General features: G+C 62.8%; 17 protein-coding genes. 7 read left to right on the top strand and 10 right to left on the bottom strand.

Annotated elements, in window-relative coordinates; translation table 11 throughout:
- Positions 1–120 precede the first annotated feature (120 nt).
- Positions 121–417 (bottom strand): DUF2628 domain-containing protein, encoded by a 297-nt coding sequence (locus VOM14_RS12530; protein WP_327629007.1) that lies wholly within the window; start codon positions 415–417, stop codon positions 121–123.
- Between the two features lie 191 nt (positions 418–608).
- On the opposite strand from VOM14_RS12530, the gene VOM14_RS12525 reads away from it, so the two are divergent.
- Genes VOM14_RS12525 through VOM14_RS12515 form a run of 3 tightly spaced genes read left to right on the top strand, consistent with a single transcriptional unit; the run spans position 609 to position 2,437 of the window.
- Positions 609–929: a thioredoxin family protein gene (locus VOM14_RS12525; protein ID WP_327629006.1), complete on the top strand. Its 321-nt coding sequence runs from the start codon at positions 609–611 to the stop codon at positions 927–929.
- A 22-nt stretch (positions 930–951) separates the two neighbouring features.
- Positions 952–1,371, top strand: a complete 420-nt coding sequence (locus VOM14_RS12520; protein WP_327629005.1) for a secondary thiamine-phosphate synthase enzyme YjbQ — start codon at positions 952–954, stop codon at positions 1,369–1,371.
- Positions 1,372–1,417: 46 nt separating this feature from the next.
- Positions 1,418–2,437 carry a class I fructose-bisphosphate aldolase gene (locus VOM14_RS12515; protein WP_327629004.1) on the top strand — a complete coding sequence of 340 codons (1,020 nt, stop codon included), beginning with the start codon at positions 1,418–1,420 and terminating at the stop codon, positions 2,435–2,437.
- A 139-nt stretch (positions 2,438–2,576) separates the two neighbouring features.
- Here the strand turns inward: VOM14_RS12515 and VOM14_RS12510 are convergent, their stop codons facing one another.
- Together VOM14_RS12510 and VOM14_RS12505 are read right to left on the bottom strand one after the other, a co-directional pair.
- Positions 2,577–2,870: a hypothetical protein gene (locus VOM14_RS12510; protein ID WP_327629003.1), complete on the bottom strand. Its 294-nt coding sequence runs from the start codon at positions 2,868–2,870 to the stop codon at positions 2,577–2,579.
- A gap of 169 nt (positions 2,871–3,039) precedes the next feature.
- Positions 3,040–5,193, bottom strand: coding sequence for a hybrid sensor histidine kinase/response regulator (locus tag VOM14_RS12505; protein ID WP_327629091.1), 2,154 nt, complete (start codon positions 5,191–5,193; stop codon positions 3,040–3,042).
- 266 nt (positions 5,194–5,459) lie between these two features.
- Here VOM14_RS12505 and VOM14_RS12500 point away from each other — a divergent pair, with 266 nt between their 5' ends.
- Both VOM14_RS12500 and VOM14_RS12495 read left to right on the top strand, forming a co-directional pair.
- Complete coding sequence (locus VOM14_RS12500; protein ID WP_327629002.1) at positions 5,460–7,016, top strand: FAD-dependent oxidoreductase; 1,557 nt, start codon at positions 5,460–5,462, stop codon at positions 7,014–7,016.
- A 127-nt stretch (positions 7,017–7,143) separates the two neighbouring features.
- Positions 7,144–7,314: a hypothetical protein gene (locus VOM14_RS12495; RefSeq protein WP_327629001.1), complete on the top strand. Its 171-nt coding sequence runs from the start codon at positions 7,144–7,146 to the stop codon at positions 7,312–7,314.
- Between the two features lie 95 nt (positions 7,315–7,409).
- Here the strand turns inward: VOM14_RS12495 and VOM14_RS12490 are convergent, their stop codons facing one another.
- The 3 genes from VOM14_RS12490 to glgX form a co-directional block, all read right to left on the bottom strand.
- Entirely contained in the window at positions 7,410–9,473 is a 2,064-nt protein-coding gene (locus tag VOM14_RS12490; RefSeq protein ID WP_327629000.1) for an AI-2E family transporter, read from the bottom strand.
- Between the two features lie 51 nt (positions 9,474–9,524).
- A complete protein-coding gene (locus VOM14_RS12485) occupies positions 9,525–9,704 on the bottom strand; it encodes a DUF2934 domain-containing protein (RefSeq protein WP_327628999.1) in 180 nt (59 codons plus the stop codon).
- A gap of 108 nt (positions 9,705–9,812) precedes the next feature.
- Entirely contained in the window at positions 9,813–12,053 is a 2,241-nt protein-coding gene (gene glgX / locus VOM14_RS12480; RefSeq protein ID WP_327628998.1) for a glycogen debranching protein GlgX, read from the bottom strand.
- A 243-nt stretch (positions 12,054–12,296) separates the two neighbouring features.
- On the opposite strand from glgX, the gene VOM14_RS12475 reads away from it, so the two are divergent.
- Entirely contained in the window at positions 12,297–12,698 is a 402-nt protein-coding gene (locus VOM14_RS12475) for a PRC-barrel domain-containing protein (RefSeq protein ID WP_327628997.1), read from the top strand.
- Between the two features lie 39 nt (positions 12,699–12,737).
- Here VOM14_RS12475 and VOM14_RS12470 read toward each other — a convergent pair whose 3' ends face one another.
- From VOM14_RS12470 to VOM14_RS12460, 3 genes are read right to left on the bottom strand one after another with little or no spacing between them, the layout of a single operon-like run.
- Positions 12,738–14,987 carry a xanthine dehydrogenase family protein molybdopterin-binding subunit gene (locus VOM14_RS12470; RefSeq protein WP_327628996.1) on the bottom strand — a complete coding sequence of 750 codons (2,250 nt, stop codon included), beginning with the start codon at positions 14,985–14,987 and terminating at the stop codon, positions 12,738–12,740.
- Positions 14,984–15,988, bottom strand: a complete 1,005-nt coding sequence (locus VOM14_RS12465; RefSeq protein ID WP_327628995.1) for an FAD binding domain-containing protein — start codon at positions 15,986–15,988, stop codon at positions 14,984–14,986. Before VOM14_RS12465 ends, VOM14_RS12470 begins: the two co-directional genes overlap by 4 nt.
- Positions 15,985–16,527, bottom strand: coding sequence for a (2Fe-2S)-binding protein (locus VOM14_RS12460; RefSeq protein WP_327628994.1), 543 nt, complete (start codon positions 16,525–16,527; stop codon positions 15,985–15,987). The genes VOM14_RS12465 and VOM14_RS12460 overlap by 4 nt, the downstream gene beginning before the upstream one ends.
- On the opposite strand from VOM14_RS12460, the gene VOM14_RS12455 reads away from it, so the two are divergent.
- Positions 16,526–16,711, top strand: a complete 186-nt coding sequence (locus tag VOM14_RS12455; RefSeq protein ID WP_327628993.1) for a hypothetical protein — start codon at positions 16,526–16,528, stop codon at positions 16,709–16,711. The genes VOM14_RS12460 and VOM14_RS12455 overlap by 2 nt on opposite strands.
- Here the strand turns inward: VOM14_RS12455 and VOM14_RS12450 are convergent.
- Positions 16,704–17,570, bottom strand: a complete 867-nt coding sequence (locus VOM14_RS12450; protein WP_327628992.1) for an SDR family oxidoreductase — start codon at positions 17,568–17,570, stop codon at positions 16,704–16,706. The two genes, VOM14_RS12455 and VOM14_RS12450, sit on opposite strands and share 8 nt — an antisense overlap.
- Between the last annotated feature and the right edge of the window lie 92 nt (positions 17,571–17,662).

Genomic DNA, 17,662 nt, shown 5'->3' with positions numbered 1-17,662 from the left:
AAAAGCGGGTCTGCCAGACGCGACGCGCGAGGCTGACTCGATGGCGGGAATGACGGGGCATTATCAGCCGGGCGTGCGGGCGCGTAAAGCCGCGAGGGGGCGTCCCATATTCGCTGGCACTCACAGCATCACGTACCCTTGCTTTTCAAGCGTCCGCCGATGCCATGCGTTGCCATACTTGCCGCACGCAATGCCGAACAGCAGCGACAGTACCGTGCCGGCGATGCCGCTCTGATCGAACCAGATGGTCGGCAGATACAGCGCCAGGTCGACGGCGAGCATGGCAAACGCGGCGAACCACATGCGCCGCGACGCGGCCCAGATCGGCCCGAGCAACAACGCACCCCAACTGAAACCGGTGGCGACGCCAATGGTGTCGTCCGTGCCGGGGCGCCTCAGATAAATCCTCTCTGACATGTCTCTTCCCGTTTGTTCCATTCGCCGGCGCATCGCCATCTGCGGAGGATGCTATTTAACATTCCCGTCCGGTCCCATCGTGCATTTCTGTGACATGCCGCTCCCTGACGATCCGTTCCATAGCTGATACTCTTCTCCAATAGGATTAACTGCAGGAATCAACCGCAGGAATCAACCGCAGCGGAGCATGCATGGCCACGCCAACAGCCTATTCCACCCAAGCCCCTTCACGAGCCGACGTCGACGGCCTGGCGGGCGCCACCGTCATCGAATTCGGCACCGACTGGTGCGGCTACTGCCAGGGCGCGCAAGCCTCGATTGCAAAGGCTTTTGAACCACATGGCGGCGTGCGGCATCTGAAAATCGAAGACGGCCCCGGCCGCCCGCTAGGCCGCTCGTTTCGAATCAAGCTGTGGCCCACGCTGGTTTTCATGCGCGACGGCGCCGAAGTGGCGCGCGTGGTGCGCCCGACCACCGCCGAGCAGATCGCAGACGCCTTCGCGTCGCTCTGAACAGGACCCCGGCGCATCCATCATGCGACAAGTCATCCATCATTTGAGTGTCAAGGCCCGCACTCGCGGACTCGTCGAATTCACCGACGAAGCACGCCGCTTCGTCGCGGCGCAGCAGATCGACACCGGACTGCTGACGCTCTTTTGCCGCCATACGTCCGCGTCATTGCTGATTCAGGAGAATGCCGACCCGTCGGTACAGCGCGATCTGGAGCGCTACTTCGCGACGCTCGCGCCCGAAGACGCGGAGCGCTACGAGCACGACACCGAAGGCCCGGACGACATGCCCGCGCATTTGCGCACGGCCTTGACCCAGGTGCAACTGAGCGTGCCGGTCGAGCATGGGCAGATGGTGCTCGGCACATGGCAAGGCTTGTATCTGTTCGAACATCGGCGTCATACGCAGCATCGCGACATCGTGCTGCATCTGATCGGCGAATGATTGCCTCGCGATTTCTTCCGCAACCGGATCAAAGGGAGCACCGCTCATGGATACCCGTAGCGAACTGCAAGCCACCGTCGACGCCATGGTCCAACCCGGCAAGGGACTTCTTGCCGCCGACGAAAGCGGTCCGACCATCGCGAAGCGCTTCAAGACAATCGGCGTCGAGTCCAGCGAGGAAAACCGCCGCGCTTATCGCAATCTGCTGCTCACCACGCCGGGTCTCGGCGAATTCGTGAGCGGCGTGATTCTTTACCAGGAAACGCTCGGCCAGAAAGCCGACGACGGCACGCCGTTTCCACAACTCGCGGCTAAAAACGGCATTGTGCCGGGCATCAAGGTCGATCTCGGCAAGATCGCGCTCGCGCACGCGCCCGGCGATGAAATCACCGAAGGCCTAGACGGTCTCGCGCGACGTTTCGTCGATTACAAACAGCAAGGCGCGCGCTTCGCCAAATGGCGCGCGGTCTACAACATCGCGGCCAATTTGCCGAGCCGTCTCGCGATCGAGGCGAATGCCGACTCGCTCGCGCGCTATGCGGCCATTTCGCAGGAAGCGGGCATCGTGCCGATTGTCGAACCCGAAGTGTTGATGGACGGCGACCACACCATCGAGCGCAGCGCCGAAATCACCGAAGCCGTTCTGCACGAGGTATTTCATGCGCTGCAGCGACATCGCGTGGTGCTCGAACATATTCTGCTGAAGCCGAGCATGGTGCTCGCCGGTTCGGAACATGCACGGCAATCGTCGACGGCGGAGATCGCTGCTTACACGGTGCGGATCTTGAAGCGCACGGTGCCCTCCGCTGTGCCGGGCATCGTATTTCTATCGGGCGGACAAACGCCCGAGGAAGCCACCGCGAACCTCGACGCGATGAATCGCCTCGGACAGTTGCCGTGGAATCTGAGCTTCTCATACGGACGCGCGTTGCAGGAGCCGCCGTTGCAAGCATGGAAGGGCCATGCGGGCAACATCGAGGAAGCGCAGCGGGCCTTGCTCAAGCGCGCGCGTCTGAATAGCGCGGCGGCGCTCGGTAAATACGACGCGGCGCAGGAAAAGAGCTAGGCCGCGCCGGCAAAAAGTCAGCATCCGGCAGGCGTGAGCAGCGCGCTTGCGCTGCCGTGTCTGCCGGATGCATGAGCGCTTATTGGCGCTTATTGGCGCTTACTGGTGCTTATTGGCGCTCAGTGGCGCTATCAGTCGCTTACTGCCCCTTCGTATCGCTGCTTGCGTCGGCGCCCGGGGTGTTGGTCGTGTCGGTGGCGGGCTTAGTGGTCTTGTGCGACTTCATCGAGTGCTTTTTCATATGCGAACGCGGATGCGCCATGGCGCCCGATGCGCCCATATCGCCGCCTTCGCGCGTCGAAGCATTCGTGCCCGTGCTCGGATCGTTGCCAGCGGGACCACCGCCCGAGCCGCCGCCGGCGGTGCCTTGTGCCATGGCCAGCGAGGAAGCTGCGAGAAGCGTCGAAACAAGCAATGCGTTCTTGATCTTCATGAGTGTTCTCCTGTCGGAATGGAAGCGAAAAGAAGCGGATTGCGCACAGCGGCCAGTTCATAGACCCACTCACGGGCCCACTGCGTGCGAATGCCTCGACAGGAGTTCAGCAAGGGGTGTGCCTCAGCACCGTATTAGCGCCTTGTTAGCGCTCTGTTGCCTTCTTGCCTCACGATTGGCAGGCCACGAGCGAATGCAATTCCTCGATGTTGAAGGGTTTGGCCAGGATCGCCACGCCGAGCCGGCGCGCGCGTTCGAGTTCGTCGGCATAGCCCGTCATGAGCGCGATTTTCTGTGTGGGCCATGTACTGCGCACTCTCTCAGCGAGGTCGATGCCGTTGAGCTTGCCCGGCATCTGGATGTCCGAGAGCACGAGTTCGAAGCGCTCGCCGCCCGTGAGGACGTCGAAGGCCTGATCGGCGGTCGCCTCGTGCCGCACTTCACAGCCGAACGTTTCCAGCACGGCTGTCACGCCCGCCGCGACGTCCGCGTTGTCTTCCACCAGCAGCACCATGCCGGCGTACGTGAGTCCGTGCTGCTGTGCAGCCTCCACGTTCTCGGCGCGCGCCTCGCGCCGTTCGCGATAGCGCGGCAGATAAAGCCGTACTGTCGTGCCGCTGCCGGGCACGCTGTCGATCTTCGCCGTGCCGCCCGCCTGCTCGCACATCGACAACACCTGCGCGAGCCCGAGGCCCGCGCCCGAGCCGCTCAGCTTGGTGGTAAAGAGCGGTTCGAAAGCGCGCCGCGCGACGGTTTCGGGCATGCCTTCGCCGTCATCGGAACACGCGATCAGCACGTATTCGCCATCGGGCAGCAAGGTATCGCTGCCGACCAGCCGGTTGTTCTGGCAACGAATCACGAAGCGGCCGCCGCGCGGCATTGCATCGCGAGCATTGACCGCGAGATTCATGATCGCGAGTTCGAGATCGGTCGGGTCGGCATGCACCTGCCAGACATCGTCGAGGACGCTGAGCGCAAGCTCGATCTGATCGCCGAGCGCCGCTTCGACGAGCGGCGCGGCGCCGGGCATCCACTTCCTGAGATCGATCGGCTCCTGTTTCAGCGGCTGTTTCTTCGCGACGCTCAACAGACGCCGCGTGAGCGATTCGGCTGTCGCGGTCGCGCGCTGCACCGCGTGCATTTCCTTCTCGAGATTGTTGTAGCGTTTAAGGCGCGCCAATTCGATGTTCGCGGAGACCACCATCAACAGGTTGTTGAAATCATGCGCGACGTTGGCCACCAGATTGCCGAGCGCGCCCATGCGCTGCAACTGCCGGCTCGACGCCTCCGCCGAAAGTCGCATCGCCACCTCGCCTTGCCAGCGCTCCCACGCAATGCGCTCACCGTCGAGCTGACGCAGCGAGTAAAGCACGAGTATCCAGATCGCGATGCACGGCACGGCGGTCAACGCGGCGATCACCATGAAGTGCTGCCGCCACGCGTCGACAATCGCGCCGGTCGCATAAGCGCTCGTCACGTAGAGTGGATAATCGCCGACGCGGCGAAACGCGACGAGCCGCTCGCTGCCGTCTGCCGGCGATTTGACCCGCACGTGCCCCGACAATTGTTTGTCGCGCAACGCAGCCGCGAATGCGTCCGAGGCGGCCGACGCGGCGTGCTCCGGCCACGCCGGATAGCGCAGCATCAGATTGCCGTCCTGTCGATACAGCGCCAGCGCGAGCGACGTGTCGCCATTGGTCAGCTCGCGATAAAAGCGCGAGAAGTATTCGTTGCGCAGCGCCACCGAGACGAGGCCGAGAAACTGGCCGTCCACGTCCGTGCGCCCTATCGTCGTGGTGAATACGGATGTCTGCGAGAGCGGGCCGAGCATGGGTAGCGAAAAGTAGGGATGCGGGCGCATTGCACGCGCGGCCACAAAGTCTTCGCGGTCTTCAATCGAAATATCGGGCGCGGGATACGTGCGGCTCGACACCAGCAGTTTGCCGCTTGCCCCGATCAGGTAGATGGACGCCACTTGCGGAAAGTCTCCGCCGATTTCACGCAGACGCCTGTGCAATTCGCCTTCGCGCTCGTGAATCTGCGGATCGCCCTGCGTGCCGATCATTTCGATGATGCGCGACGCCATCTGCTGATTCAGGTCGAGCACTTTCACGGCCTGCTCGTCGGTCACGCGCACGAGACGGTCTATGACGTCATTCGAATCGGCAATGCGACGCTGGTAATCGAAATAACCGTAGCCCGCGAGACAGGCAAGAGGAAAAAGAATCGACACGGCAAGCACGACGAGAAGCACGCGCCGCGTTGCCGAAAAATTACGCGACGGCATCAGGAAATCGACTGCGACTCGCTCCGCACGCTGCACGGCCAGGTCTCCGAAAAAAGTCACGAGGTCAGGGAATTCATCGCACGTATCGTGCCTTGCCGGTTCGCGCGCTATTTCCTTGCTGGAATCTACCGCACTTTTCGGGCATTCACATAGCAAAGCGTGAAGAAAGCACCTGGCTCCCAGGGGCATGTTTTGCATGCTTCCTTCAACATGAGGCCGGGAACACGGATTGCTATCTGCTTGAATGCCCTGCTCTGCTTGTCCGCAACGGGTTCTGCGTTCATCGCCCTCCAGGAACCGCCATGCTCTCGACTGCCCGACCCGTCGCCCAGCTTTCGCAACTGCGCGAGGACCGAGCTGTACGCGTCGTCGTGAATGACGAGAAGATTCTGCTGGTCCGCGACGGCGATACCGTGCGCGCCTATTCCGCGGATTGTCCGCACGCGGGCGGCCCACTCGAAGAAGGCGCGCTGTGCCACGGAAAAATTATTTGTCCCTGGCACAAAGGCACGTTCGACGTCGCGACCGGCAACGTGCTGGAGCCCCCGCCGCTCATGCCGCTGGAACGTTATGCGATCGTCGTGGATGGCGACGACGTCATGGTCACGCCGGAAAAGCTTCCAGGCGTAACCGAGCCCGCGCGCACGCATGAGCCGCACTTCGCGGTGATCGGCGCGGGCGCGGCGGGCGCCGCGGCTTGTGCGGCGCTGCGCGAGTCCGGCTTTACGGGGCGCATCACGTTGATCGGCGACGAGCCGCACGCGCCCTACGACCGCACGTCGCTCAGCAAATTCGTGCCCTCCGCTGAAATGGCGCCCGAGGACGTTCCGCCGCTGCTTGCATCCGATTGGTTCGAGCAGCACGGCATCGAACGGATCGTGGCGAAGGTCGCGCGCCTGGACGTGCCCAAGCGCACCGTCCACTTCGAAACGGGCGGCGAGCTACGTTACGATACGGCGCTGCTCGCCACCGGAAGCGTGCCGAAAGTGCCTTCCATTCCCGGTTGCGAACTCGGCGGCGTGCATGTGCTCCGTCATCTCGACGATGCGGCCGCGATTGTCGATGCGCTCGGCGAAGATGTCGCGTCGGCTCAAGTCGCCATACTCGGCAGCAGTTTCATCGGACTTGAAACAGCGGCCGCGCTGCGCAAACGCGGCGTGCCGGTCACCGTGATTTCGCGGGATACAGTGCCCTTCGCGAGGCAGTTCGGCGAGCGTGTGGGCGCGATGTTTCGCGCGCTACACGAAAGTCATGGCGTGAAGTTCTATCTGGAAGCGAAAGTCGCTTCGCTCGAAGGCGAAGAGGACAACGTGCACGAAGTGATGCTGGAAAGCGGCGAGCATATAGCCGCCGATATCGTGCTGTTAGGCACGGGCGTTGCGCCCGCAACGGGGTTTGTAGAAGGATTGCCGTTGCACAAGGATGGTGGCGTGATCGTGAATGCAGGCATGCAGGCTGCACCCGGTCTTTATGCCGCCGGCGATATTGCCGTGTTTCCGCTTTACGAGAACGAAGAGCCATTGCGCATCGAGCATTGGCGCGTCGCGCAGCAGCACGCGCGGATCGCCGCGGAAAACATGTGCGGTGCGCGTAATCGCTATAGCGGCGTGCCGTTTTTCTGGACCTATCACTTCGGCAAGAACTTCGAGTATCTCGGTCATGCGAGCGAGTGGGACGAGATGGTGATCGACGGCGATCTCGATCGTCACCAGTTCGTGGCCTTGTATGTCAAGGAGGGCAAGGTCGTCGCCGTGCTGGCCTGCGAACGCGACATGCAAACCGCCCGCCTGATCGAAGCAATGGGCCGAGGCCCGCTGTCACCGACAGCAGCGTTGCAGATCGTGAGGAGCGATTCGTGATGCGTGACCCGTGATGCGTGACCCGTGATGCGTGACTCTACGCACCGCTGTAAAAACCGCCTCATCAAGGCCGCCTGAATGGCGCGCCTGCCCGGGCATCACATTTAGTCGTTCAAGGAGAAACGCCATGACAGAACCCAAGGAACAACATCCGAACGCCGACAAGACCGAGAAGCAGATCGACAAGGAGGTTGAAGACACGTTTCCGGCGAGCGATCCGCCTTCCACCGGCGGCACTACGAAGATCGTCACCGACGACGAAGATTCGTCATCTAAAGACGACGCGACCGGAAAATAACATGCGCTTTATGTGAGCAATGCAGTGAACAACGCCCGGCTGCGCAAGCGCCGGGCGTTTCTTCTCGCAGAGCGCGTGGTTCGCGTGGTTTTGGCCTAAGCATCGGCCACGGCGAGCGCTTCAGCCGTCGCCTTGCTGCTCAGCACGCGGCAAGCGCCAAGCATTTCCTGCAATGAAGTGACATAGCACTGCGCGCCCATCGCGTTCTGCAATTCCTCGCTCCACTTCTCAAGATCTTCGGCGCTCCACAGTCCGACGACAATCGACACCTTCGGCAGGCGCGCGCGAATCCGCCTGACCATATAGCGCAAATGTGACGGGACTCCGTCAATCTGCAAATAGACGATGCAGACGATACCCGCATCGTTTGCATCGAGTTGATCGATGGACGCACGCGACGCGGCCTCGTGCGGCAGCGCACGTGCCGCGAAGCCATGCTTGCCGAGCAACTGCAACAGGATCGTGGCCATCAGATGGTCGAGCGGGTCGCGCCCAGGAATGCACAACACCCGCTGATTCGCGGGCTGCGGCGTGGCGCGAGCACGCTGCAACGCATTTTTAGCCTCGTTTTCAGGGCTATTTTCGTGGTTGTCCGCCGCAACGCTATCCGGCTCGCGGTTCGCGAACACGGCATGATTTTCCGTCGAGGGCGCCCTCGATACAGGGGGCGCGGCACGCCACGGCGCGACCGGCCCGACGTCGCCGCTGTCGTCCTGCAACAGACGCGAGGCCGGCTCTTCGTCCGGATAATTGTCGAGGCCGTCCACCAGGTCGTTCGTGGTGGACTCGATGCGCGCGAGTTGCGCCGCCGTCACGCTGCCGCGAACGACATCGTTCGCGGCGAGCTGCAAGCCCTTGATCGCCACTTCGTCGTAGTAGGCCGAAAGCGAACGTTCGCGCAGCAGCAACTCGGCTTGCGCGATCGCTTCGTCGGGATCGCCGGCGAGCGCTCGCTGGTAAAAGTTTTCGACCGGCGTGAGCGCGGGCTGATCGCCCAACATCACGTCGAGAAATTCCAGACGTCTAATATGGCGGCCCAACACGAGCAGGCAGAGCGTCAACGGCGTCGACAGAATGAGGCCGATAGGTCCCCAGATCCAGCTCCAGAAGATCGCTGCGACCACCACCGAAAACGGCGAAAGCCCCGTGCTGCGTCCATAGAGCAGCGGCTCCACCACCTGCCCCACCAACAGTTCGACGATAACGAAAAGCGCGATCGACCAGATCGCCATGGTCCAGCCCGGACTCACGGCCGCGGCGAGCGCGGTGGCCAGCGCGCCGGCGATCCAGATGCCCACATACGGCACGAGCCGCAGCAAAGCCGCGAGAATGCCCCACAAAATAGGGCTCGGCACGCCGATCAGAAAAAGCCCCGCGCCGATCACGAGGCCGAGCCCCGCATTCAATCCGAGTTGCGAAACGAAGTAGCGGCTCAGGCGCCGCGCGGCTTCGTCCATAACTGTCGTTGTGCGGTGCAGATCGCGCGAACCGAACAGGCGGATCGCGCGGTCGCGCAGATCGTCGCGTTGCAGCAGAATCACGATCATCACCACGAACACGATGAACGCCGTCTCCAGCGGACTGATGGCCGGCGACAACACACGGCGCGCGAGTTCCAGCGGAGTCGGCACTGGCTCGCGTACTTCGACGGGCACGGCGGAAGGCGCCCGGCCGCTGCCGGAAGACGACACATCACGCGGCGGCGCGGGCGGCGTCGGTTCGACGGTGGCGCGTTGCAGCGCCTGACCCGCGGCTTTTGCAAAGCGGTCGAGCTTGCCGACCGTGAGCGTATGCGCGGCTTCCATCTTGCGCTCGATGGTCGCCTGATAGCGCGGCATGCCCACGGCGAGATCGGTCAATTGCATGGCGATCACCGAGCCGAGCACGCCGATCACCGACACCGAAATCACCACGGCCGCGAAGACCGACGCGACATGACCGAGCCTCAGGCGGCCGAGCCACTTCACAAGCGGCGCGACGAGAAAACTCAACAGAATCGCGAGGGTGATCGGGATCAGCACGGCGCGCGCGAAGTACAGACACGCGACAAGCCCCGCGCCCACGACGAGCGCCATCAACGTGTCGAGACCGAATGCGGCAGGCGGCGCGTCGATACGCGCGGGCGACCTCTCGCGCGTCGGTTGCGAAAAGTCCTTCATGGCGCGCTGTGCCGTTCGTCGCCTGCTATCGCCGTGCTCCCTGTCATACGATTATTTCTTCGGCTCTTCGGCGATCGGCCCGCTTTCCACAGGCGGCGCTTCCTTTTCTATTTCACTGCGTGCCTGCTCCCAGTATTCGTCAGGCGTGCCTTTCGGCTCAGACGCATGCTCCCAAAGGTAGTAAGCGCGCATGCGGATCTGATCCTCCTGAGAGGTTTGCTCCTGTTCCATTTGATCACCTACGGTCAAGGTTTCGCGGATGCCGGAAAGGCGAAGGCCACGCGCATCGCGAAGGCGAATGCGCGCGGGCATCATCGAAAGAGCAAGTGATATTCCTGGTCAGGCGGCGGGCGGGCTGGTGCCTTTTTCAGTGCTTTGCTCAGGGCTTTGATCCGACGTGAGCTGTTCTTCAAGCCGTTCGAACACTCGTTGCGTCGCGCGGCTTGCTGCTTCCAGTGCGAACAGCAGCAGTGAGCGCGCGGTCACCTGATAGTCATCCCCGGCGCAGAACTGCGGTAACTCCGCGCGCACCGGCATGTTGGTGTCGAGCAGGCAAGTCCACTTGTCGCCTTCGGGCACGTCGGGCAACTTGAAATTGACCACATCGTGATGGGCATTCAGCACGAGCAGCAAGGTCGCATCCGACGCCGGACGGCGAATGCCGCTCGCCTGCGCGCGGCCGTCGATCACGAGGCCGAAGCAGCGCATCGAAGGATCGGCCCACTGTTCCGGCGTGAGATCGGTGCCGTCGGGCGACAGCCAGCGCGCGTCGGTGACGTCGAGCGCCTCGTTGTATTCGCCCGTGATAAAGCGGCCGCGGCGCAGCACCGGCAAGCGGTGGCGCAGCGTGGTCAGGTTGCGCACGAACTCGATGAGCGCGCGGCCCTCGTCGTCGATGCCTTCCCAATCGACCCAACTGATCTCGTTGTCCTGGCAATAGGCGTTGTTATTGCCCTTCTGCGTGCGGCCGAATTCGTCGCCCGCGAGAATCATCGGCGTGCCTTGCGACAGCAGCAACGTGGCGAGCAGATTGCGTTTCTGACGCTCGCGTTGCACGCGAATGCCTGGATCGTCGGCCGGGCCTTCGACGCCCATATTCCACGACTTGTTGTCCGAGTGGCCGTCATTGTTGTCCTCGCCGTTGGCCTCGTTGTGCTTGTCGTTGTACGAGACCAGATCGTTGAGCGTGAAGCCGTCGTGCGCGGCGATGAAATTCACGCTGGCCCACGGGCGACGTCCGCGATGATTGAACTTGTCGCCCGATCCGGTGAGACGCGCGGCGAGATCGGCCACCGTGCCTTCGTCGCCTTTCCAGTAGGCGCGCACGGTGTCGCGAAAGCGGTCGTTCCATTCGGCCCAGCCGGGCGGAAAGCCGCCGACCTGATAGCCGCCCGGCCCACAGTCCCACGGCTCCGCGACGAGCCGCACGCTGGAAAGAACCGGATCTTGCCGGCAACTGTCGAGAAACCCGCCGCCTTCGTCGAAGCCATGCGGCTCACGGCCGAGAATGGTCGCAAGATCGAAGCGGAAGCCGTCGACCTTCATCTCCGTCACCCAGTAGCGAAGGCTGTCGGTCACCATTTGCAGCACGCGCGGATGCGAGAGATTCAGCGTGTTGCCGGTGCCGGTGTCGTTGATGTAGTAGCGCGGCTCGTCGGGCATCAGGCGGTAATACGACGCGTTGTCGATGCCCTTGAACGACAGCGTCGGGCCGCGTTCGTTGCCTTCGGCGGTGTGGTTGTAGACCACGTCGAGAATGACTTCGAGATTCGCGTTATGAAAGGCGTCCACCATGCCCTTGAATTCGCCCACGGACTCGGTCGATGAAGCGAAGAAGCGCGGGTCCGCCGCGAAAAAGCCAATGGTGTTGTAGCCCCAGTAGTTGGTGAGGCCTTTGTCGAGCAGATGGCTGTCGTTCACGAATGTCTGGATCGGCATCAACTCGACCGACGTCACGCCGAGGCTTCTGATGTGTTCGATCACCTCTTTCTGCCCGAGCCCGGCGAAGGTGCCGCGCAAATTCTCCGGCACTTGCGGATGCCGCTTCGTATAGCCGCGCACATGCGTTTCGTAGAAGATCACGCGCTCCCACGGCAGCGGATTGCGGTCCGGGTGAGTCCAGGAAAAGGTGGCGTCCACGACCTTGCATTTCGGCACGAACGGCGCGCTGTCGCGCTCGTCGAACGACAGGTCCGCGTCTTCCGAATCGAGCGTATAGCCGAAAATTTCAGGCGCCCACTTCAATTCGCCGATATGCGCCTTCGCGTACGGATCGAGCAGCAGCTTGTTCGGATTGAAGCGATGCCCCTTCTCCGGCTCGTACGGTCCATGCACGCGATACCCGTACACGGCACCCGGCTTCAGGTTCGGCACGAACACATGCCAGACCTCGTCGGTATATTCCGGCAATTCGATGCGCTCGATTTCATGCTGGCCGGTTTCATCGAACAGACACAATTCGACTTTCGTCGCGTGCGCGGAGAACAGCGCGAAGTTCACGCCGCTTCCATTCCATGTCGCGCCGAGCGGAAAAGGCGTGCCTTCCGCAATGCGCGTGGAGTAATTCGCCGGGGATGACATAGGGATTCCTGTGAGGAGCAAAGCGCAGACGCGCGTTTTCCAGTGTAGGCAATTTGAATAGCGAACTCGCGTGAGTAGCAATCGGCGGGCCTGAAAGCGCCGCATGACGCAGACAATGCAAGCGATGCGAGCCACGCGCGCAACGCGAGCAACGCCAACGACGCGGCACGCGTCTTGCTGGTAATGCGCCTGAAAGCAGGCTGAATGCGCCGCCATCGGCGCCACATAACAAGGAGAACCCTTATGCGAAACACGACAACCAAACCGCGCGTTGCAGCAGCACTGCTCGTCGGCACGCTGATGTCGTATGGTCACGTCTATGCACAAGGCGCGCCGCAGTCCATCACCGAAAAGCGCACCGACGTGGTTCAGCTCGGCAGCGGCTATCGCGCGTCGAAGCTCGCGGGCGCCGACGTGTTCAACAAGACCAGGGACAACATCGGCACCATCGACGATCTGATCGTCTCGCCAGGCGGCGAACACGCCACCTATGCCATTCTCTCAGTGGGCGGCTTCCTCGGCATGGGCAAGCACCTCGTGGCGATTCCGTTCGGCGATCTGCAGGTCACGAATCGCCGCGTGGTGCTGCCGGAGGCCACCAAGAAATCGCTCGAAGCGCTGCCGGAATTCAAGTACGCCGATTAACTGCACCCACGCAAGCGGAGCGCGATGCTCCGCTTGCGCTCACGCAAACAGCTTGTCCAAGGTCATCGGCAAATCCCGCATGCGCTTGCCAGTTGCATGCCAGATCGCATTGCTCACCGCGGCGGCCACGCCCACCACGCCGATCTCACCCACGCCCTTCGCACCGAGCGGATTGACAATATCGTCGTGCTCGTCGACGAACAGCACGTCGATGTCGTGAATATCGGCGTTGACCGGGATGTGATACTCGGCGAAGTTGTGATTCATCTGACGCCCGATGTCGTGGTCGAACTGACCGTCCTCGTGCAGCGCCATGCTGATGCCCCACACCACGCCGCCCGCAATCTGATTTCCCGCCGTCTTCGGATTGACGATATGCCCCGCGGCAACCGCGCTCACCACGCGTGTCACGCGCACGGTGCCGAGCGCTTCGTCCACGCGCGCCTCGACGAAAATGGCCGAATGCGTGCCCATTGAATACGCCTGTTGCTTTTCGTGCGGCTTCACGTTCGCCTGTTCTTCCAGCGATTCGAGTCCCGCGCGTTCGAGCAGCGTGTCGATGCCGATCGAGTCGTCGGCGCCGAAACCGCACACGAGGCGTTTGCCTACGCGCCTGATGTCTTCACGCGCGACGCTCGCGAAACGCGCACCGCCATGTTGCCGCGCGAGTTCGACGAGACGGTTGTGCAGCCTCTTGCAGGCGGCATCGACTGCGCTGCCCACCGACGACACCGTCCACGAGCCGCCTTCTATCGGCGCCTTCGGCAAGCGCGTATCGCCGAGTTCGAACACGATGTCGTGAAGCGGCATGGAGAGCGCGTCCGCCGCGATCTGCGTCATCGCGGTGTAGGTGCCGGTGCCGATATCGGCGGTCGAACTGGACACGGTCACGATGCCATCGCGCCCGAGCACGGCGCGCGCCGACGCTTCGTTTTGCAGCGCTTCCCACGCGCCCGTCGCCATGCCCCAGCCGATCCATTCATTGCCCTCGCGTCGCGCGCGCGGCGCGAGCGGCCGCTTGCCCCAACCGAAACGCGCCGCGCCTTCGCGATAGCACTCGCGCAGCGCCTTGCTGGAAAACGGCAGGTTTTTGTTCGCATCGCGCTCGGCGTAATTGATGAGGCGCAGTTCGAGCGGGTCCATGCGCAAGGCCTCGGCCAGTTCGTCCATGGCCACTTCGAGCGGAAAAAGCCCTTGCGCCGCGCCTGGCGCCCGCATGTCGGCGGGCGTCGGCACATCGAGTCTCGCAACCTTGTAGCCGAGCGTCACGTTCTCGCATTGATAGAGTCGCCCGGCCCAGTTGACGACCACGTCGCAGTAGTCCTCGTACTGCGACGTCTCCGATACGGCTTCGTGAATCACGGCCTGCAACTTGCCGTTCGCGGCGGCACCGAGCGCAACCCGCTGAATAGTTTGCGGCCGATGCGCGAACGTGAACATCTGCTGGCGCGTCAATGTCACGCGCACCGGACGCTTCAATTCACGCGCCGCCATCACGGCGAGCGCGAGGTGATACTGCGGCCGCAGTCCCGAACCGAACGCTCCGCCCACGAACGGGGACACCACCCGCACCTCATCGTCCTTCAAGCCGAACACGGTCGTCAGATACGTCTTCGTGTTGACGACGCCTTGCGTCTTTTCATACACGGTCAAATTCCCATGCTCGCCTGGCACGACAGTGCAACCATGCATTTCCATCGGATTGTGATACTCGGCCGGCGTGCTGTAGAACTCGTCCACGCGAACCGCCGCGCCGGCCACCGCGGCGTCGGCGTCGCCGCGCGGCTCGGGCGGCGGCTCGAAACCGCCTTTCTCCGTGGACGGCGGCTCGGCCTTCATCAGCACTTCGCGCATTGCCGTCTGATGAGGCGCCGATTCATAACGCACCTCGACAAGCGACGCCGCATGACGCGCCAGTTCGAGCGACTCCGCCATCACGAGCGCAACCGGCTGCCCGCTATACCACACGCGGTCGTCCCAGAGCGGCCTCAGCGGGCTTCCGCCCGGCGCGACCATGTCCTTGTATGCCTTGTCCGCTCGAGGCAGTTCAGGGCGATTCTGATAGGTCAGCACATGCAGCACGCCGGGCAGTGCAAGCGCGGCCGACGAGTCGATCGACACGATGCGTCCCGCCGCGATCGTGCTCGATACGACGAAGCCATACGTGAGGCCGTTAGCAGTGAAGTCGCCTGCATACTGCGCGGCGCCGGTCACTTTCAGCCTGCCGTCGACTCGCTTGTACGGCACGCCGATCGCGCGCAACGCGGGCAAAGTCTCGGTATGGTTCATGATGCGGACTCCTCGAACGAACGTTGCGTGGCCATCGCGAAGGCCCGCTCGATGGCGCGCGCCGCCAGTTCGATCTTGAACGCATTGCCGCGACGGCCACGCGCGTCGCAGAGCACCTTGTTCGCGAAATCGCGCACGGTCCGCGCATTGAGCGCCTTGCCGCGCAGCGACGCTTCGGCATCCGCGTCGCGCCAGGGTTTGTGCGCGACGCCGCCGAGCGCGCAATGCGCATTCACGATGACGTCGCCATCGAGTTCGAGACCGAGCGCCACAGAAACCAGTGCGAAAGCATACGAAGCCCTGTCACGCACTTTCACGTAAGCGTGATGTTCGGCGAAGCCTTGCTTCGGCAACTCGACGGCGGTGATCAGTTCGTCGTCGCGCAGATTCGTGTCGATGTGCGGCGTGTCTCCCGGCAAACGGTGGAACTCGGCGAACGGCACAACACGCGCGCCGCCGGGACCGCTCAGGTGAACCGTTGCATCGAGCACGGCCAGCGCCACGCACATATCCGACGGATGCACCGCGATGCAATACTCGCTCGCGCCGAGAATCGCGTGCATGCGATTGACGCCTTCGAGCGCGGGACAACCGGTGCCCGGTTCGCGCTTGTTGCAGCGCGTGCCCGCGTCGTAGAAATAGACGCAGCGAGTCCGCTGCAACAGATTGCCGCCGATGCTCGCCACGTTGCGAATCTGCGGCGACGCGCCGGCGAGAATCGCTTTCGCGAGCAACGGGTAGCGCGCCGCGATCGTCGCGTCGTAGGCGGCCGCGCTGTTGGTCACCAGCGCGCCGATCTTCAGGCCGCCCGCCGCGCCCGGCTCGATCTGCTTGAGCGGCAGACGGCTGATATCGACCACCACTTGCGGATGCGCCACGTCTTCACGCCACAGATCCACGAGATTCGTGCCGCCTGCGATAAATGCCGCGCCCGCATTCGCGCGATGCTGCTCGATGGCTTGCTGAACTTCGCTCGCGCGCGTGTAGGAGAAGCGGTTCATGATCGCCCTCCCCGCACGTCCTTGTCAGCCCGCCCGGCGGCGTCGAGAATCGCGGCGACGATATGCGTGTAGGCGCCGCAACGGCATAGGTTGCCGCTCATCAGTTCGCGCACCTCGTCGGCGGTTTTCGCGTGACCTTCTTTCAGCAGAGCGACCGCGGAGCAGATTTGCCCCGGCGTGCAATAGCCGCACTGAAACGCGTCGTGATCGATGAAAGCCTGCTGAACCGGATGCAGTTCCTCGCCGTTCGCGAGTCCTTCGATGGTCGTGATCGACGCGCCGTCGTGCACCACTGCGAGCGCCAGACAGGTGTTGATGCGCTGGCCGTCGACGATCGCGGTGCATGCGCCGCATTGGCCGTGATCGCAGCCCTTTTTGGTGCCGGTCAAATGACAGTGCTCGCGCAGCAGATCGAGAAGCGAGGTCCACGCTTCAATGTCGAACTGGTGCTTTTTTCCGTTGATGTCGAAGCTCACCGGCACGCGCTGAACGTCGCTCGGCGCGACATCGAGCGCCGTTTCCGCAGTGGGCGTATTCATGGGGTTTCTCCTGACGAGGGGTCGCGCACAAGAAGCACAGGAAGCACAAGAAGCACAAGAAGCACAAGAAGCACAAGAAGCACAGGAAGCACAGGAAGCGCAGGAAGCGCAAGGAACGAAGCACGCGCGCATGCAATCACGCGCGCAGGGTCTTCCTTTTCATTTATTCAACATGCCTAAATAATTGGCGATCCGCCCGTTACCGCGATTGTCGCGCCGGAAATATAACTGGCTTCATCGGAGGCGAGCATCACGTAAGCCGGCGCCAGTTCGGCCGGTTGTCCGGGACGCTTCATCGGCACTTGCTGACCGAACTTCTCGACTTTTTCCGGCGGCATGGTCGAGGGAATCAGCGGTGTCCAGATCGGCCCCGGCGCCACGCAGTTCGCGCGAATGCCCTTTTCCGCCAGCAGTTGTGCAAGCCCGCCCGTGAAGTTCTGGATCGCGCCCTTCGTCGTTGCATACGCAATCAGACCGGGATTCGGATGATCCGCGTTGATCGACGACGTATTCACAATCGCTGCGCCCGGCTTCATGTGCCTGACCGCCGCGCGCGTAATCCTGAACATCGCGCCAATGTTGGTGTCGAAAGTCTTGTCCCATTCCTCGTCGCTGATCGCGTCGAGCGACGGATATGTCATCTGGTAGGCGGCGTTGTTCACGAGCACGTCGAGCTTGCCGAACGCTTCCATCGCTTTATCCACGATCGCATTGCAGTGGGCGCGATCCGTGATGTCGCCCGGCATCAACACCGCCTTGCGGCCCGCCTGTTCGATCCAGCGCGCGGTCTCGCGCGCGTCGTCGTCTTCGTTCAGGTAGGCAATCAACACGTCGGCGCCTTCGCGCGCGAATGCAATCGCGACCGCGCGTCCAATGCCGCTGTCGCCGCCCGTGATGATCGCGGCCTTTCCGGCGAGGCGTCCCGAGCCCTTATACGACTTCTCGCCGTGATCCGGCTGCGGCTGCATCTCTGACGTGCGGCCAGGCGTCTGTTCCTGCTGCTGTTGAGGAAACGGCGGCGCGGGACGTTTCGTGTCGCTCATAACAAACCTCCAGAATGCTGATTAGCATGCACGGCGTGCGAACGGCACGGCGTTGCGACATGTTCAGCAACCGGCGGGCCCGCGCGGCGGGC

The organism is Paraburkholderia sp. MPAMCS5 (genome assembly GCF_036016995.1).
GTDB lineage: Bacteria > Pseudomonadota > Gammaproteobacteria > Burkholderiales > Burkholderiaceae > Paraburkholderia.
The sequence above is the reverse complement of the archived record's forward strand: the minus strand, read 5'-3'. Positions and strand labels throughout refer to the sequence as shown.

What these genes read in the sequence shown, in the direction of transcription:
- VOM14_RS12500 (WP_327629002.1), top strand. Translation starts at nt 5,460, where the DNA reads ATGCTCTCGACTGCCCGACCCGTCGCCCAGCTTTCGCAACTGCGCGAG.
- VOM14_RS12465 (WP_327628995.1), bottom strand. Translation starts at nt 15,988, where the DNA reads ATGAACCGCTTCTCCTACACGCGCGCGAGCGAAGTTCAGCAAGCCATC.
- VOM14_RS12455 (WP_327628993.1), top strand. Translation starts at nt 16,526, where the DNA reads ATGGGGTTTCTCCTGACGAGGGGTCGCGCACAAGAAGCACAGGAAGCA.
- VOM14_RS12470 (WP_327628996.1), bottom strand. Translation starts at nt 14,987, where the DNA reads ATGAACCATACCGAGACTTTGCCCGCGTTGCGCGCGATCGGCGTGCCG.
- VOM14_RS12525 (WP_327629006.1), top strand. Translation starts at nt 609, where the DNA reads ATGGCCACGCCAACAGCCTATTCCACCCAAGCCCCTTCACGAGCCGAC.
- VOM14_RS12485 (WP_327628999.1), bottom strand. Translation starts at nt 9,704, where the DNA reads ATGGAACAGGAGCAAACCTCTCAGGAGGATCAGATCCGCATGCGCGCT.
- VOM14_RS12460 (WP_327628994.1), bottom strand. Translation starts at nt 16,527, where the DNA reads ATGAATACGCCCACTGCGGAAACGGCGCTCGATGTCGCGCCGAGCGAC.
- VOM14_RS12530 (WP_327629007.1), bottom strand. Translation starts at nt 417, where the DNA reads ATGTCAGAGAGGATTTATCTGAGGCGCCCCGGCACGGACGACACCATT.
- glgX (WP_327628998.1), bottom strand. Translation starts at nt 12,053, where the DNA reads ATGTCATCCCCGGCGAATTACTCCACGCGCATTGCGGAAGGCACGCCT.
- VOM14_RS12495 (WP_327629001.1), top strand. Translation starts at nt 7,144, where the DNA reads ATGACAGAACCCAAGGAACAACATCCGAACGCCGACAAGACCGAGAAG.
- VOM14_RS12490 (WP_327629000.1), bottom strand. Translation starts at nt 9,473, where the DNA reads ATGAAGGACTTTTCGCAACCGACGCGCGAGAGGTCGCCCGCGCGTATC.
- VOM14_RS12475 (WP_327628997.1), top strand. Translation starts at nt 12,297, where the DNA reads ATGCGAAACACGACAACCAAACCGCGCGTTGCAGCAGCACTGCTCGTC.
- VOM14_RS12520 (WP_327629005.1), top strand. Translation starts at nt 952, where the DNA reads ATGCGACAAGTCATCCATCATTTGAGTGTCAAGGCCCGCACTCGCGGA.
- VOM14_RS12515 (WP_327629004.1), top strand. Translation starts at nt 1,418, where the DNA reads ATGGATACCCGTAGCGAACTGCAAGCCACCGTCGACGCCATGGTCCAA.
- VOM14_RS12510 (WP_327629003.1), bottom strand. Translation starts at nt 2,870, where the DNA reads ATGAAGATCAAGAACGCATTGCTTGTTTCGACGCTTCTCGCAGCTTCC.
- VOM14_RS12450 (WP_327628992.1), bottom strand. Translation starts at nt 17,570, where the DNA reads ATGAGCGACACGAAACGTCCCGCGCCGCCGTTTCCTCAACAGCAGCAG.